Origin of the sequence: Pseudacidovorax sp., assembly GCF_017991995.1 — a bacterium.
Taxonomy (GTDB): Bacteria; Pseudomonadota; Gammaproteobacteria; order Burkholderiales; family Burkholderiaceae_C; genus Xenophilus.
The window spans coordinates 53,554-69,568 of sequence record NZ_JAGOPN010000005.1 but is presented as its reverse complement, the minus strand read 5'-3'; the positions used below and the strand labels follow the sequence as shown (position 1 = coordinate 69,568).

13 protein-coding genes are annotated in these 16,015 nt (G+C 70.4%); 6 read left to right on the top strand and 7 right to left on the bottom strand.

Annotation, left to right across the window (positions count from 1 at the left end):
* Positions 1-308 precede the first annotated feature (308 nt).
* Positions 309-1,085: a DeoR/GlpR family DNA-binding transcription regulator gene (locus KBC94_RS08385; protein ID WP_294368607.1), complete on the top strand. Its 777-nt coding sequence runs from the start codon at positions 309-311 to the stop codon at positions 1,083-1,085.
* 64 nt (positions 1,086-1,149) lie between these two features.
* Here KBC94_RS08385 and KBC94_RS08380 read toward each other — a convergent pair whose 3' ends face one another.
* Genes KBC94_RS08380 through KBC94_RS08370 form a run of 3 tightly spaced genes read right to left on the bottom strand, consistent with a single transcriptional unit; the run spans position 1,150 to position 2,422 of the window.
* Positions 1,150-1,584, bottom strand: coding sequence for a YeeE/YedE family protein (locus KBC94_RS08380; protein ID WP_294368606.1), 435 nt, complete (start codon positions 1,582-1,584; stop codon positions 1,150-1,152).
* Positions 1,585-1,591: 7 nt separating this feature from the next.
* On the bottom strand, positions 1,592-2,026 hold the full coding sequence (locus KBC94_RS08375) for a YeeE/YedE family protein (protein WP_294368601.1): 435 nt from the start codon (positions 2,024-2,026) through the stop codon (positions 1,592-1,594).
* 33 nt (positions 2,027-2,059) lie between these two features.
* The gene (locus tag KBC94_RS08370) at positions 2,060-2,422 is read right to left on the bottom strand and encodes a metalloregulator ArsR/SmtB family transcription factor (RefSeq protein WP_294368597.1); all 363 of its coding nucleotides are present in this window, start codon (positions 2,420-2,422) and stop codon (positions 2,060-2,062) included.
* 86 nt (positions 2,423-2,508) lie between these two features.
* On the opposite strand from KBC94_RS08370, the gene KBC94_RS08365 reads away from it, so the two are divergent.
* Positions 2,509-3,402 carry an MBL fold metallo-hydrolase gene (locus tag KBC94_RS08365; protein WP_294368591.1) on the top strand — a complete coding sequence of 298 codons (894 nt, stop codon included), beginning with the start codon at positions 2,509-2,511 and terminating at the stop codon, positions 3,400-3,402.
* On the opposite strand, the gene KBC94_RS08360 is transcribed toward KBC94_RS08365, so the two are convergent.
* Genes KBC94_RS08360 through KBC94_RS08345 form a run of 4 tightly spaced genes read right to left on the bottom strand, consistent with a single transcriptional unit; the run spans position 3,377 to position 10,015 of the window.
* Positions 3,377-6,532 carry an efflux RND transporter permease subunit gene (locus KBC94_RS08360; protein ID WP_294368587.1) on the bottom strand — a complete coding sequence of 1,052 codons (3,156 nt, stop codon included), beginning with the start codon at positions 6,530-6,532 and terminating at the stop codon, positions 3,377-3,379. The two genes, KBC94_RS08365 and KBC94_RS08360, sit on opposite strands and share 26 nt — an antisense overlap.
* Before the next feature lie 16 nt (positions 6,533-6,548).
* On the bottom strand, positions 6,549-7,703 hold the full coding sequence (locus tag KBC94_RS08355) for an efflux RND transporter periplasmic adaptor subunit (RefSeq protein ID WP_294368584.1): 1,155 nt from the start codon (positions 7,701-7,703) through the stop codon (positions 6,549-6,551).
* A 27-nt stretch (positions 7,704-7,730) separates the two neighbouring features.
* Positions 7,731-9,338, bottom strand: coding sequence for an efflux transporter outer membrane subunit (locus KBC94_RS08350; RefSeq protein ID WP_294368582.1), 1,608 nt, complete (start codon positions 9,336-9,338; stop codon positions 7,731-7,733).
* Entirely contained in the window at positions 9,335-10,015 is a 681-nt protein-coding gene (locus tag KBC94_RS08345; protein ID WP_294368580.1) for a CerR family C-terminal domain-containing protein, read from the bottom strand. Before KBC94_RS08345 ends, KBC94_RS08350 begins: the two co-directional genes overlap by 4 nt.
* Positions 10,016-10,106: 91 nt before the next feature.
* Here KBC94_RS08345 and KBC94_RS08340 point away from each other — a divergent pair, with 91 nt between their 5' ends.
* The 4 genes from KBC94_RS08340 (at position 10,107) to KBC94_RS08325 (ending at position 16,006) form a co-directional block, all read left to right on the top strand.
* On the top strand, positions 10,107-11,513 hold the full coding sequence (locus KBC94_RS08340; protein WP_294368577.1) for a DUF2130 domain-containing protein: 1,407 nt from the start codon (positions 10,107-10,109) through the stop codon (positions 11,511-11,513).
* Between the two features lie 27 nt (positions 11,514-11,540).
* Complete coding sequence (locus KBC94_RS08335) at positions 11,541-13,076, top strand: sigma 54-interacting transcriptional regulator (RefSeq protein WP_294368575.1); 1,536 nt, start codon at positions 11,541-11,543, stop codon at positions 13,074-13,076.
* A 151-nt stretch (positions 13,077-13,227) separates the two neighbouring features.
* Positions 13,228-14,412: a substrate-binding domain-containing protein gene (locus KBC94_RS08330; RefSeq protein ID WP_234192487.1), complete on the top strand. Its 1,185-nt coding sequence runs from the start codon at positions 13,228-13,230 to the stop codon at positions 14,410-14,412.
* Between the two features lie 199 nt (positions 14,413-14,611).
* Positions 14,612-16,006 carry a PHB depolymerase family esterase gene (locus KBC94_RS08325; RefSeq protein WP_294369196.1) on the top strand — a complete coding sequence of 465 codons (1,395 nt, stop codon included), beginning with the start codon at positions 14,612-14,614 and terminating at the stop codon, positions 16,004-16,006.
* Positions 16,007-16,015 lie beyond the last annotated feature (9 nt).

The following is a 16,015-nucleotide window of genomic DNA, read 5'->3' as shown; positions in this document are numbered from 1 at the left end:
TCGAATGGACGCGCGGCCGTCCAAGGCCGGCGCGTGTGTTTTCCCCCATCTGCCGTGGCCTGCCTCCCGCCCGAGGAGGCAGGAGGAAATTCACAACAAATGACTCAAATGCACAATTTGCCAACAGTCCGTGTCAGTGCCGTGACCTGAGGTGCGGCACCCGGCTTGGCGCTGCGATCGGCCGTTCGCACAGGGCCGGTTCAGCTACTCGCCGGTACGATGCCCGCGCGGTGCCGTGCTGCCCTGTGCTCGAACTCCCGCGCAGCCGCGGGCGCTGTGCTTACCTCGATCCTTCTGCTGCGACCTTCATGCTCCAACAAGCGCGCATCCACCGAATCCGCACCCTGCTCGGCACCCAGGGCGCCGTGAGCACCGACCGCCTGGTGCAGGAGCTGGGCGTTTCGCGCGAGACGGTGCGGCGCGACCTGCAGGCGCTGGAGGCCGAAGGCGCGCTGCGCCGCGTGCATGGCGGTGGCGTGGGCGTGGAGGAAAGTGGTCGCGAGGCGCCGCTGGCCGTGCGCCAGGCCACGCGGGCGCGGGAGAAGAAGGCCATCGCCCGGGCCGCCGCCCGCCTGCTGCGGCCGGGGCAGACGCTGCTGGTCGATGCCGGCACCACGACGGCGCTGCTGGCGCAGGAACTGGCCGGCCTGAGCGGCCTGACCATCGTGACCAATGGGCTGGAAGTGGCGCGGCACCTCACGCGCGACGACAAAAGCCGCCGTGCCAACGAGGTGATCCTGCTGGGCGGCCAGCTGTTGACCGAGGTTCCCGCCACCTGCGGCGCGCAGACGGTGGCGGAGATCCAGCGCTACCGCGCCGATGTGGCGCTGCTCTCACCGGTGGGCATCTGTGCCGAGCAGGGCGCCAGCAGCTTCGAGCGGCCCGAGGCCGAGGTGGCGCGCGCCATGGTGGCCGCCGCGCGCCGCTGCATCGTGCTGGCCGACCACAGCAAGATCGGCCAGCGCAGCCGCATCGCCTATGCGCCCATCGGCAGCGTGCACACGCTGGTCACCGATGCGCGTGCGCGACAGCGCGCGGGCATGGCCGCACTGATGGCGTCGAGCTGCGAGGTGGTGTTCGCCTGAACCCGGCAAGAGGTACTGGCGCCAAGGTCCGTCTTCCACGGCGCTTCAGGCAAGACGTCCGAATTCAGACCGGCCGCGGCTGACGGCGCCAGCCGCCTTCCAGCAAAGAGAACAAGGCCATGCCCGCCACCATGGCTGCCACGAAGAGCCAGGCTTCGCGGTAGCCCGCGGCGGCACTGACCAGCGCCGGCCCGGGACAGAAGCCCGCCAGGCCCCAGCCTGCGCCGAAGACCAGGCTGCCCACCACCAGCCGGCGGTCGATGTGCGTGGCCTTGGGCAGTTGCATGGCCGCGCCCAGCAGGCCATGGCTGCGGCGACGGGCCAGCGCGAAGGCCGGCGCGGCCACGGCGATGGCGCCACCCATGACGAAGGCGAGCGACGGGTCCCAGGTGCCGGCCAGGTCCAGGAAGCCCAGCACCTTGGCCGGGTCGGCCATGCCGGAGAGCAGCAGGCCGAGGCCGAAGACGAGTCCGGAGAGAAAGGCGGTCAATGCAGGCATGGCGGGTTCATCCGATCAGGTGACGAAGCAGGAGGACCGTGGCAAAGCCCGCGGCCATGAAGGCGAGCGTGGCGGCCAGCGAGCGCACCGAGCCGCGCGAGAGCCCGCACACGCCATGGCCGCTGGTGCAGCCGCTTGCGTAGCGCGTGCCCAGGCCCACGAGCAGGCCGGCCGCGATCAGCAGGCCCGGGCTGGCTGCGATGTGCGCATCCGGCAGCGCGGCGCCGATCCGCCAGACCATGGGCGCGGCGAGCAGCCCGACGAGGAAGGCCAGCCGCCAGGGGCGTTCGCCCGCGGGGCTGCGGCCGACCAGCGTGCCCAGGATGCCGCTGATGCCGGCGATGCGGCCGTTGGACAGCACCAGCAGCGCGGCGGAGAGGCCGATGAGGACGCCACCGGCGAGCGAGCGCCAGGGCGTGAAGTGGAGCCAGTCGAGGGTCATGGGAAGGGTCCTGGATGAAAAAGAAAAGACGCCTCACTGCGGCGCACAGAAGCTCGCATGCAGCGCCTGCATCAGCCGCAGCACCTCGGTGCTGGCCAGCGCGTAGTAGATGAACTTGCCCTCGCGCCGCGTCTGCACGAGGCCTTCCTCGCGCAGTACGCCGAGCTGCTGCGACAGGCTGGGCTGCACGATGCCGGTGGCGGCCTGCAGTTCGCCGACGTTGCGCTCGCCTTCGGCCAGCATGCACAGCAGCAGCAGCCGGTCTTCGTTGGCCATGGCCTTGAGCAGGGCACAGGCGCGGCCGGCGGAAGCACGCAACTGGGCCAGTGCGGCGGGGCCAGGGGCGGCGTCGTGATGCAGGTCGGTGGAAGCAGAAGGCGTGGTGGCGGTGGGCATGGCCAACAGTTTATTGAAAAACAAACTATCTTTCAATAAACTGTTGGCCAGTCCTTTCCGCATCCCCTGATTTCCAGGAGCCACCGATGACCGACCAGCCTGTCGCCGCCCGGGTCCAGCCCTTCTTCGACCCGGCCACCTTCACCATCAGCTACGTGCTCTTCGAGCGCGAGGGCGGGGCCTGCGCCATCGTCGATTCGGTGCTGGACTACGACCCCAAGTCCGGCCGCACCGCCACGCATTCGGCCGACCGCCTGATCGACTTCGTCCGCGCCAACGGCCTCACGGTGCAGTGGCTGCTGGAGACGCATGCGCATGCCGACCACCTCTCGGCCGCGCCGTATCTGAAGAAGGCGCTGGGCGGCACCATCGCCATCGGCTCGGCCATCCGCACGGTGCAGGGCGTGTTCAAGAAGGTGTTCAACCTGGAGCCGGGCTTCGCGCTCGATGGCTCGCAGTTCGGCCACCTGTTCGAGCCCGACGAGCTCTTCCACGTCGGCGCGTTGCGGTTGCGCGCCATGCACGTGCCCGGCCACACGCCGGCCGACATGGCCTATGTGCTGGAGGACGAAGCCGGCACCGCGCAGCTCGCCTTCGTGGGCGACACGCTCTTCATGCCCGACGTGGGCAGCGCGCGCTGCGACTTCCCCGGCGGCGATGCGCACCAGCTCTACCGCTCGGTGGAACGCCTGCTGGCGCTGCCGCCGGCCACGCGCCTCTTCATGTGCCACGACTACCCGCCCGAGGGCCGCGCGCCGGCCTGGGAGACCACGGTGGCCGAGCAGCGCCGCGCCAACATCCACCTGCACGCGGGCGTGGACGAGGCCGGCTTCGTCGCCATGCGGCAGGCGCGCGACGCCACGCTGGCCATGCCGGTGCTGATCCTGCCGGCCATCCAGGTCAACATCCGTGCCGGGGCGCTGCCGCCGGCCGAGGCCAACGGCGTGCGCTACCTCAAGATTCCGGTGGACGTGCTGTAGCCGCCGGGTGGTCGTGGCCTTCGGCGGTGTCGTCCGGCGAGGCCGGCCGGCCTCGCCGGAACAGCCGCTTGAGCCACTGCTCCAGATCGTCCACATAGGTGAAGGTGGCCGGGATCACGAGCAGGCTCAGCACCGTGGACGTGACCAGCCCGCCGATCACCGCCACCGCCATCGGCGAGCGGAAGCTCATGTCCGCCTCGCCCCAGGCCAGGGCGATGGGCATCATGCCGGCGCCCATGGCGAGCGTGGTCATGATGATCGGCCGGGCCCGCTTGTGGCAGGCGTCGAGCAGCGCGTCCCAGCGGCTCATGGGCGCGACGGCCGGCCGGCCGTCGCTGCCGTCGTGCCCGCGCCGGGCCACGATGGCGTACTCCACCAGCAGGATCGAGTTCTTGGTGGCGATGCCCATCAGCATCACCAGTCCGATCAGCGAGGGCATCGAGAAGCTCTTGCCTGCGAGCAGCAGCGCCACGAAGGCACCGCCCAGCGACAGCGGCAGCGCCGCCAGGATGGTGGCCGGCTGCAGAAAATCCTTGAACAGCAGCACCAGCACGATGTAGATGCACAGCACGCCGGTCAGCATGGCCAGGCCGAAACTGCTGAACAGCTCGCCCATCATCTCGGCGTCGCCGACGTCGATGGTGCGCACGCTGGGCGGCAGGCCCTGGATGGCGGGCAGGGCTCGGATGGCCTCGGCCACCTCGCCCAGGCCGCGTTCGCCCAGTTCGATCTCGAAGTTGACGTTACGCGCGCGGTCGTAGCGGCTGATGACGGCCGGGCCTCCAGCTGCCTCCAGCGTGGCCACCTCGCCCAGCCGCACCGGGCCGCGGGTGCCGGGGACGGTCAGCCGCTCCAGCGTCGACAGGTTTTCGCGCGCACTGTCGGCCAGCCGCACCACGATCGGCACCTGCCGCTGCGCCAGGTTGAGCTTGGGCAGGTACTGCTCGTAGTCGCCCACCGTGGCCACGCGTAGCGTCTCGGCGATGTCGCTGCTGGTCACGCCCAGGTCGGCGGCGCGGGCGAAGTCGGGCCGTACCGCGATCTCGGGCCGCACCAGGCTGGCGTTGGAGCTGACATTGCCCACGCCGGGGATGGTGCGCAGGTCGCGTTCCACGTCGCGCGAGGCGGTGGCCAGGGCCTGCGGGTCCTCGCTGGACAGCGCCAGGATGTACTTGTCGTTGGAGCCGCCCAGGCCCACCTTGACGCGCACGCCCGGCACCTCGGCCATCACCTGCCGCAGCTCGCGCTCGATCACCTGCTTGACCGGCCGCTCGCCACGCGGCGCGAGGCGCAGCGTCATCGTGGCCTTGCGCGGGTCGCTGCCGGCACCGCCGGACATCGGGTCGGCGCCCGCGGCCCCGCCGCCGATGGCCACGTAGATGCTCTCGATGTGGCCGACCGTGCGGATGCGCTCGCTGGCGGCCTCGACCGCGCGGCGCGTGTCGGCCAGCTTGCTGCCGGGCGGCAGTTCGAGCGTGACCTGGGTCTGCACGTTGTTGTCCGGCGGGATGAAGCCCGAGGGCAGCAGCGGAATCAGCGCCAGCGAACTGACGAAGAACACCAGGGCACCCAGCAGCGTAAGCCCGCGGTGGCGCAGGCACCAGGCCGAGGCGCGCATGTAGCTGCGCATCCAGCCCGGCTCCTTGTCGTGGCCCACCAGCGGCTTGAGGATGTAGGCCGCCATCATGGGCGTGAGCAGCCGCGCCACTACCAGAGACGCGAACACCGCCAGCGCCGCCGTCCAGCCGAACTGCTTGAAGAAGCGGCCCGGAATGCCGCTCATGAAGGCCGTGGGCAGGAACACCGCAATCAGCGTGAAGGTGGTGGCGATCACCGCCAGGCCGATCTCGTCGGCCGCCTCCATCGCCGCCTGATAGGGCGATTTGCCCATGCGCAGGTGGCGCACGATGTTCTCGACCTCCACGATGGCGTCGTCCACCAGGATGCCCACCACCAGCGACAGCGCCAGCAGCGTGATGATGTTGATGGAAAAGCCCAGCAGGTACATGCCGATGAAGGCCGGGATGACCGACAGCGGCAGCGCCACGGCCGAGACGATGGTCGCCCGCCAGTCGCGCAAAAAGAGCCACACCACCACCACCGCCAGCAGGGCGCCTTCGTAGAGCAGCCGCATCGAGCTGTCGTACTCGCCCTTGGCGATGTCCACGAAGTCGAAGGTGCGCTGCAGCGTCAGGTGCGGATAGTCGGCCTTGAGCTTGTCCAGCGCCTTCTCCACGCCGTCGCCCACTTCCACCTCGCTGGCGCCGCGGCTGCGCGAGATCTCGAAGCCGATCACCGGCTTGCCGTCCAGCAGGGCCAGCGCGCGCGGCTCGGCCACGGTGTCGGTGACGGTGGCGACCTCGTCCACGCGCGCATGGCGTCCGTTGCCCAGCGGGATCTGCATGGCCGCCACCTCGGCGGCGGTCTTGGCGGTGGCCAGGGTGCGCAGCGGCTGCTCGGCGCCGCCCAGCTCGGCCCGGCCGCCGGCGCTTTCCATCTGCACCTGGCGCAGCGTGCGCGAGACCGTGGCTGCGGTGATGCCCAGCGACTGCATGCGCGCCGGATCGAGCGCGACGCGCACCTCGCGCGTGACGCCGCCCACGCGGGTGATGGCGCCCACGCCGGGCACGGCCAGCATGCGGCGCGACAGCGTGTCGTCGACGAACCACGACAACTGCTCGTCGTCCCAGTTGGCGGAGGCGATGGCATAGGCCTGCACCGGCTGCGAGGACAGCTCCAGCTTGGCCACGATGGGGTCGCGCAGATCGGCCGGCAGGTCGGCGCGCACGCGGCTCACGGCCGAGCGCACGTCGTCCACGGCTTCCTGCACGGGCTTCTCCAGCTCGAACTCGGTGGCGATGGTGGCCTGCCCATCGACCAGCGTGGAGGTGATGTGCTTGACGCCCTGGATGGTGGCGATCGAGTTCTCGATCTTACGCGCCACATCGCTTTCGAGCTGCCCCGGCGCGGCGCCGGGCAGGGCGGCGGTGACGACCACCACCGGCAGGTCCATGTCCGGAAAGTTCTGCACCTTCATGGACTTGAAGGAGAGCAGCCCTGCCAGCGTCAGCAGGACGAAGAGCATCGCCGCCGGAATGGGGTTGCGGATCGACCAGGCGGAAAGGTTCATGCGCGTGGCTCCTGCGTCACTGCTTGGGCGCCGGCGCGGCCGCTGCCGGCGCGGGCTGGCCCTGCACCTGCACCACGTCGCCGTCGTTGAGGAAGGCCGCGCCGCGCTCGACCAGCTTCATGTCGGGCTTGACACCCTCGGCGATGGCGATGCGGTCGCCCGCGCGCTGGCCGGTCGTCACGCGGCGCATGGCCACCTTGCCGTCGGCGCCCACCTCGAACACGCTGGCGAAGCCGTCGCGCACCACCACGGCCGACTGCGGCACGGTGAGCTGCTCGATGCGGCCGAGCATGAATTCGCCGCGCGCATACATGCCGGCGCGTACGTCGCCGTTGGCGGGCAGGTCGACGTAGACCAGCGCATTGCGCGTCTGCGGGTCGACGGTGGGCGCGAGGGCGCGCACCGTACCCTCGACGGTGACGCCGCTGGCCGCCGTCACGCGCGCCTTCTGGCCCACGCGCACCTTCGGCAGCTCGTTGGAGGCGACCTCGGCCCGCCATTCGAGTCGGCCGCGCCGCACCAGGCGGAACAGCTCGGCGCCCGAGCCCAGGACGGCGCCCACGGTGGCCGTGCGCGAGGAGATGACGCCGTCGTCCGGTGCCAGCACCTGCGTGTTGCGCTGGCGCACCTGCTGCGCCTGCAGCGCGGCGCGGGCGGCCTCGACGCGGGCCTTGGCGGTCTGGCCGGTGGTGAGGTACTGGTTGATCTGGGCCTGGCTCAGCGCGCCGGTGGCCGACAGCGTCCGTGCGCGCTCGGCATTGGCGGCTGCATCGGCCGCGGCGGCCTCGGCCTCGGCCAGGCTGGCGCGGGCCTGGGCGACCTCGGCCTGCACCGTGTCGCCCGAGAAGGTGGCCAGCACCTGGCCCTTCTTCACCACATCGCCCACGTTCACCCGCACGTCGGCCAGGCGCAGGCCGGCCGATTCGGAGCCGATGATGGCCTCCTGCCAGGCGGCGATGTTGCCGTTGGCCGGCAGGCCGGCCACCAGGTCGGCGGGCTGCGGCTGTACCACCGTGACGGTGAGGGCAGGGCGGGCGATGGCGGCGGGCTTGTCGGCCTTCTTGACCGCCTCGCCCTCCGCGGGCTTGCCGCGCAGCAGGAAGAAGGCGGCCACGGCCAGGAGGGCCACGACCAGGATCGCGATGAGGAGCGGGCGTCGGGAGCGTTGCATGGTGATCTTTCCGGGCGCGGGGCGGGTTCAGGGACGTGGCGTCGCGGTGGCGCCGGTCGTGGTCGGGAGGGCCGTCGAAGCGGCCTGGGGGTCTGGGGCGGCGACGGCGGCGTTCGACCTGCCGGCAGCGGTGGCCGAAGCGGTGGCTGCGGTGTCGGCGTCGGGCCGTTGCCAGCCGCCACCCACCGCGCGGTAGAGCGCGACCCAGGCTTCGTTGCTCTCGCGCTGCAGCGAGACGCGCGCCGTCTGCGCGGCGAACAGCGTGCGGCGGGCGTCCTCCAGCTCGAACAGGCTGGCCAGACCCGTCTGGTAGCGCGACTGCGCAGCGTCGAGGTTGGCCTGGTAGCCGCGCACGGCGGTGTCGGCATCGGCGGCGCGCTGGCGGGTGCTGTCGAGATTGGTCAACGCCTCTTCCACCTCGCGCACGGCCTGCCGCACGCTAGCGCGGTACTGCACCACGGCCTCGTCGTAGCGGGCGCGCGCCGACTCGGCATTGGCGGCCGACACGCCGCCGTCGAACAGCGGCACCGACAGCGCGACCGGGCCCACGCTCCAGGTGTCCACCGAGGCGCGGAAGCCCTGGGTGCGCAGCTGCAGCCGGCCCACGCTGCCGCTGAGCGTCAGGCGCGGATAGCGCTGCGCCTGGGCCGCGCCGGCATCGGCACTGGCGGCGGCCACGGCGCGCTCGGCGGCGAACAGGTCGGGGCGCTGCAGGAGCGTCTGAGCCGGCACGTCGTCCACGGCCGGGGGCGTGGGCAGGGCGGTGATGGCGGACTGGGCATCGAGCCGCCGGTCGAGGTTCTCCGCCGGCAGGCCCGTCAGCGCGACCAGCCCGTGTCGCAGCACGCGGCATTGGGCGCGCTGCTGCGTGAGCCGGGCCGAGGCATCGGCCGCACTGGCGCGCGCCAGGGCCGCATCGGCCGGCGCGGTGAAGCCGGCGTCGGCGGACAGGCCGGTGAGACGGGCGGTCTCGCTGCGCGAGCGCGTGTCGGCCTCGGCCACGGCCAGCTGGCGGGCGCAGGCCCGTTCGGCGAAGTAGGCATTGGCCGTCTCGGCCGCCACGGCGATGCGGGCATCGTGCCAGCGGGCTTCGCCGGCCGCCAGGCGGGCATCGGCGGCATCGCGGCTGGCGCGCAGGCCGCCGAAGAGGTCGATCTCCCAGCTGGGCTGCAGCGTGGCCTGCAGGATGGTGGCCGGCGGCACGCTGGTGCTGCCGGTCCCGGTGGTCGTGGTGGTGCCCGTGCTGGTGCCGCTGAGCGGCGAGGCGCTGCGCGTGGCCGACAGGTTGCCGTCCAGCCGCGGCGCCAGGGCCGCGCCGGCCTGGGTGCGCGCGCCGCGGGCCTCGGTCACGCGGGCGGCGGCGCTGGCGACCGTGGGGCTGGCGGCCTGAGCGGCCTCGATCAGGTCGGCCAGCAGCGGATCGCCGGCCTGGCGCCACCAGTGGGCGAGGTCTGCCGTCGAGCCGTGGTGGGGCACGGCCTCGGCAGGCACCGGGCTGCGCCACTGGGCGGGAGCGGGCGCCTGCACGGAGGCCGGTGGGCGGGTCACGCCGCAGGCGGCGAGGGCCAGCGCGAGCGGCAGCGCGGCCAGCAGGCGGCCGGGCGCCCGACGACGCGGTGCGGTTGTCGATGTCATGCGGAAGGTTCCTCGGAAGCGTCGGCCGCGCGGCGGCGGCGTTCGTCCGCCACCAGGGCCAGGGCCATGCCGGCCAGCCGTTCGGCCCACTGGTCCACGGCGCGGGGGCTGCGCAGCAGGCCGGGGCGGATCGCGTCGATGAAGTCGCGCGTCACGTAGGGCTGCATGGCCAGGCCGATGACGGCGAAGGCCAGGCGGTGGATGTCGTCGTCCACCCGCGCGCCCAGGTGGCGGGCCAGCAGGCGCACCATGGCCTGGTGCGGGCCCTTGACTTCGTTTGCGACCTCGGTGGCCCACTGGCTGCTGGGCTCCAGCATCTCGCGCAGGTGCAGGCGCATGCACTGGCGCACGCGTTCGCCGAGCTTGAGCGGCTCCAGGTAGGCCTGCATGAACACGGCCAGCGCCTCGCCGAGCGGCAGGCCGGGCGCGGACCACAGGGCGGTGGTTTCCTCGGCCTTGCCGCCCATGGGCTCGGTGAAGCAGGCGGCATACAGCCCCGCCTTGTCGCCGAAGTAGTAGCTGATGGCGCCGATGTTCATGTCTGCGGCAGCGGCGATGGCGCGGGTGGAGGTCTTGGCGAAGCCCTGGTCGGCGAACAGGGCGAGGGCCGCCAGCAGCAGGCGCTGGCGGGCCTCGGCCCCGTCGCCCCGGGCCGGCTTGGGCAGGGCGGTGGTCATGCGCGGCGGATTAGAGCATGGAAATCAAACGAATGATTAAAGTCGGGGCGGCGATCGCGCCTTTGTCCGACGCCGCGCTAGGATCGTGCGCATGCAAGACATCCTCTGCCCCCACTGCGGCAAAGCCTTCAAGATCGACGAGTCCGGCTATGCGGACATCCTCAAGCAGGTGCGCGACAGCGACTTCGACCGCCAGCTGCACGAGCGGTTGGAACTGGCCGAGCAGGACAAGCGCAGTGCGGTCGAGCTGGCGCGGGCCCAGCTCGCCAGCGAGCTGGAGCGCAAGGCATCGGCTCGGGAGGCCGAGATCCTTGCGCTCAAGGCGAAGCTCGACGCCGGCGAGGTCGCGCGCCGGCTGGCGGTGAACGAGGCGCTGGGCAGCATCGAGCGCGAGCGCGACCAACTGGCCCACGAACTGGCGCAGGCCCGGCAGGAGCGGGAGTCCGCTGCCCGTCTGGCCGAGGCACGGCTGGCAAGCGAAGTGCAGAAGGCGGCGGCCGCGAAGGACGCCGAGATCCAGGCGCTCAAGTCCCGCCTGGACGCCGGCAGCATGGCCCAGCAGCTGGCCGTCACGCAGGCCGTCGGCGTGGTCGAGAAGGAGCGCGACGCGCTGCGCAACAACCTGGAGCGTGTGGCGCTCGAGAAGCAGGTGGCCGAGCAGATGCTCAAGGACAAGTACGAGACGCAGATCCGCGACCGCGACGACGCCATCGAGCGCCTGCGCGACATGAAGGCGCGCCTGTCGACCAAGATGGTGGGCGAGACGCTGGAGCAGCACTGCGAGACCGAGTTCAACCGCATCCGCGCCACGGCCTTTCCGCGCGCCTATTTCGAGAAGGACAACGACGCGCGCAGCGGCAGCAAGGGCGACTACATCTTCCGCGACCATGACGAGGACGGCACCGAGATCGTCTCCATCATGTTCGAGATGAAGAACGAGAGCGACGCCACCGCCACGCGCAAGAAGAACGAGGACTTCTTCCGCGAGCTCGACAAGGACCGCACCGAGAAGGGCTGCGAATACGCGGTGCTGGTGTCGCTGCTGGAGCCCGAGAGCGAGCTCTACAACACCGGCATCGTGGACGTGTTCCACCGCTATCCCAAGATGTACGTGGTGCGACCGCAGTTCTTCCTGCCCATGGTCACGCTGCTGCGCAATGCGGCCACCAAGGCGCTGGCGTACAAGTCGGAGCTGGCCTTGGTCAAGGCGCAGAACCTGGACATCACCCGCTTCGAGACCCAGCTGGACGACTTCAAGACCGCCTTCGGCCGCAACTGGCGACTGGCGTCCGATGGCTTCGAGGAGGCCGTCAAGCGCATCGACGAGGCGATCAAGGACCTGGAGAAGACCAAGGACGCGCTCTACAAGTCGGCCAACAACCTGCGCCTGGCCAACGACAAGGCCGAGGACCTGACGATCAAGAAGCTCACGCGCGGCAACCCGACCATGGCGGCCAAGTTCGCCGAGCTGAAGGACGCGGGCGGTACCGAAGACTGAACGCCCGCGCCGCTACGATCGCGCGCCATGTCTGCCGCTCCCTCCGACCCCACGCTGCCGCAGGACGCCCAGGGCATCCTCGCGCTGGCGGCGCGCTCGATGTTCCAGCTGTTCTCCAGCATCAGCCAGGGCATGTTCCTGATCGACCGCAGTGGCCGCATCGTGTGGGTCAACGAGGGCTACCGCCGCTTCCTGCCGGCGCTGGGCTTCGATGGCGTGGACCAGTTCGTGGGCCACATGGTGGAGGAGGTGATCCCCAACACCCAGATGCGCCGCGTGCTGGAGACCGGCGAGCCGGTGCTGGTGGACCTGCTGACCAACAAGGCCGGCACCTTCGTCGTCAGCCGCCTGCCGCTGCGCGAGGAGCACGACGACGGCACGGGCCCGGTGATCGGCGCCATCGGCATCGTGCTGTTCGACCATCCGCAGACCACGCTGCAGCCGCTGGTGGCCAAGTTCGCGCTGCTGCAGCGCGACCTGGACGAGGCCCGGCGCGAGCTGGCCAGCCAGGCCAGCCGCGCGGCGCGCAACGGCCTCGAAGGTGGGCTGCCGCGCCAGGCCAAGTACAGCTTCGCCAGCTTCATCGGCAGCAGCCCGGCGGCCGTGGAGGTCAAGCGCCATGCCCGGCGGGCTGCGCAATCCAGCAGCCCGGTGCTGCTGCTGGGCGAGACGGGCACCGGCAAGGAACTGCTGGCCCATGCCATCCACGGCGCCTCGGCGCGCGCGGCGGGGCCCTTCGTCAGCGTCAACATCGCGGCCGTGCCCGACACGCTGCTGGAGGCCGAGTTCTTCGGCTTCGCGCCCGGCGCCTTCACCGGCGCGGATCGGCGCGGGCGCGAGGGCAAGTTCAAGTTCGCCGACGGCGGCACGCTGTTCCTGGACGAGATCGGCGACATGCCGCTCACGCTGCAGGCCAAGCTGCTGCGCGCGCTGCAGGAAGGCGAGATCGAGCCCCTGGGCTCCAACAAGCTGGTGGCCTTCGATGCGCGGGTGATCGCCGCCACCTCGCGCGACCTGCCGGCGCTGGTGGCGCAGGGGCGCTTTCGCGAGGACCTGTACTACCGCCTCAACGTCCTGCCCATCCGCGTGCCGCCGCTGCGTGCGCGTCGCAGCGACATCCCGGCGCTGGTGGAGGCGCTGGGCGACGAGGTGGCCCAGCGCACCGGCGATGCGCCGCCCGAGCTGCTGCCCGATGCCCTGGCCCTGCTGGCGGGCCAGCACTGGCGCGGGAACATCCGTGAGCTGCGCAACGTGCTGGAGCAGGTGGCGATGCGCAGCGACGCGCAGCGGGTGGATGCGGCGCAGCTCACGCGCATCCTGCGCGAGGCCGGCGTGGGCGAGGTGGCACCGGCGGCGGCGCCGGAGCCTTCACCCGCGGAGGCCGCGGCCGATGCGCCTGGCAGTGGGCTGCTGCGCCCGCTGGCCGAGCAAGTTGCCCAGCTGGAGCGTCGCGCCATCGACGCGGCCATGGCCCACACGGCGGGCAACAAGCTCAAGGCGGCGCGGCTGCTGGGAATCTCGCGGGCGACGCTCTACGGCCGCCTGGAAAACCCTGAGCAGTGACCGAACAAATGTCTAAAAACTAGACATATGAGGTTGTATGGAAATCAGGCAATTCGGGGTGGCTAAGACGGCAAATCGTTGATCCAAAAGGACTTGTGTCGCTGGCACGGCGTGTGCAATATCCAGGCATCCGTCACAAGGAGACAACCGCATGCAACGTCGCCACCTCATCGCCTGCGCCGCCCTGGCCGGCGCCATCGCCGCGCCCGCCTGGGCCCAGTCCAACGAAATCCGCATCGCCCACGTCTACAGCAAGACCGGCCCGCTGGAGGCCTACGGCAAGCAGACCCAGACCGGCCTGATGATGGGCCTGGACTACGCCACCGGCGGCACCATGATGGTCAACGGCAAGAAGATCGTCGTCATCGAGAAGGACGACCAGGGCAAGCCCGACCTGGGCAAGTCGCTGCTGGCCGCCGCCTACTCCGACGACAAGGCCGCACTGGCCGTCGGTCCCACGTCGTCGGGCGTGGCGCTGGCCATGCTGCCGGTGGCCGAGGAGTACAAGAAGCTGCTGATCGTCGAGCCCGCCGTGGCCGACTCGATCACCGGCGACAAGTGGAACAAGTACATCTTCCGCACCGGCCGCAATTCGAGCCAGGACGCCATCTCCAATGCCGTGGCCCTCGACAAGCCGGGCACCACCATCGCCACGCTGGCCCAGGACTACGCCTTCGGCCGCGACGGCGTGAAGGCCTTCAAGGACGCGGTGAAGAAGGCCAAGATCGTCCACGAGGAATACCTGCCGCAGAACACCACCGACTTCACCGCCGGTGCGCAGCGCCTGATCGACAAGCTCAAGGACCAGCCTGGCCGCAAGGTGATCTGGATCGTCTGGGCCGGCGCCGGCAACCCCTTCAAGATCGCCGACCTGGACCTGAAGCGCTACGGCATCGAGATCGCCACCGGCGGCAACATCCTGCCGGCGATGGCCAGTTACAAGAACTTCCCCGGCATGGAAGGCGCCACCTACTACTACTTCGGCATTCCGAAGAACCCGGTGAACGAGGCGCTGGTGTCCATGCACTACAAGGAATTCAAGAGCCCGCCGGACTTCTTCACCGCCGGCGGCTTCTCGGCCGCCATGGCCGTCGTCACCGCGCTCAAGAAGACCGGCGGCGACACCGGCACCAACAAGCTCATCAGCACCATGGAAGGCATGAGCTTCGACACGCCCAAGGGCACCATGACCTTCCGCAAGGAAGACCACCAGGCGCTGCAGAGCATGTACCACTTCAAGATCAAGGTGGACCCGGCCTTCGCCTGGGGTGTGCCGGAGCTGGTGCACGAGATCAAGCCGTCCGAGATGGACATCCCGATCCGCAACAAGAGATAAGGGACTGACATCCCCCATGCCGCTTCGCGGCTCCCCCTTCTGATCCTCGAAGGCGGCACACCCGACGGCCCGGCAGAGCCAGTTCCGTGGGTGTCCCCGCCTGGCTTCATCACCGCTCACCTGTTTCAGGAGACGCACCATGCAGAAGTTCACCGTGCCTATCAGGCGCGCCGCCGGTGTGCTCGTGTCGGCTTGGCTGATGGCTGGCGCGGCGGCGGCGGCCGTGCCGCTGCCGGAGCTGAACATCGACCCGGCGCAGGTCAGCGTGTCGGGCGTGTCCTCGGGCGGCTACATGGCCGTGCAGCTGCACGTGGCCTATTCGGCCACCTTCAAGAAGGGGGCGGGGGTTGTGGCGGGCGGGCCGTACTACTGTGCGGAAGGCTCGGTGGTCTATGCCACCGGCCGCTGCATGGCGCACGACACCAGCATCCCGGTGAGCAGCCTGGTGGCCACCACCAACAACTGGGCCGCTAGCGGCGTCATCGACCCGGTGTCCAACCTCGCGGCCAGCCGGCTCTACCTGTTCTCGGGCACGCTCGACAGCGTGGTCAAGACGGCCGTGATGGACGACCTGCGCAGCTACTACGGCGCCTTCGTGCCCGCGGCCAACATCGCCTACAAGAAGGACCTGGCGGCCGAGCATTCCTTCGTCACCGACGACTACGGCAGCGCGTGCTCGGTCAAGGGCGACCCCTACATCGACGACTGCAACTTCGACCTGGCCGGCGCGCTGCTGCAGCAGATCTACGGCACGCTCAACCCACGCAACGTGGGCACGCTGGGTGGCAGCTTCGTCGAGTTCGACCAGCGCGGCTTCGTCGGCGGCCATGCGCTGGCGCAGACCGGCTGGGCCTATGTGCCCGCGGCCTGCGCCAGCGGCAGCGCCACGTGCCGACTGCACGTGGCGCTGCATGGCTGCAAGCAGAACACGTCGCAGATCGGCCAGCAGTACGTGCGCAACACCGGCTACAACCGCTGGGCCGACACCAACAACATCGTGGTGCTCTATCCGCAGACCGGCGTGACGGCCACCAACGGTTGCTGGGACTGGTGGGGCTATGACAGCCCCGACTATGCGAAGAAGGCCGGCCCGCAGATGGCCGCCATCCAGGCCATGGTCACGCACCTGTCGGGCGGCACGGCGGCGCCCGCGCTCGCGGCGCCCAGCGGGCTGACGGCCTCGGCGGCCACCGCCAGCAGCATGAAGCTCAGCTGGTCCGCCGTGCCCGGCGCCTCGGGTTATGTGGTCTATCGCAATGGTGGCCGGCGCAACCCAACGCCCATCACCGGCACGAGCTATACCGACACCGGCCTCGTCGCGGGCAGCAGCTACGACTGGACGGTGCGTGCGGTGAATGCCGCCGGCGCCCGCGGCGCCGCCTCGGCCACGGCCACCGCCAGCACCACCGGCATGACGCCCGTGTGCACCACCACCGACAACTACAGCCACACGATGGCCGCGCGGGCCTATGCGCTCTACGGCTTCACCTATGCCTATGGCTCCAACCAGGGCATGGGGCTGTGGAACATCTACATCGAGACGACCCTGAAGAAGACCGCCGCCGGCTACTACGAGGTCGGCACCTGCTACTGAACGCGCCAG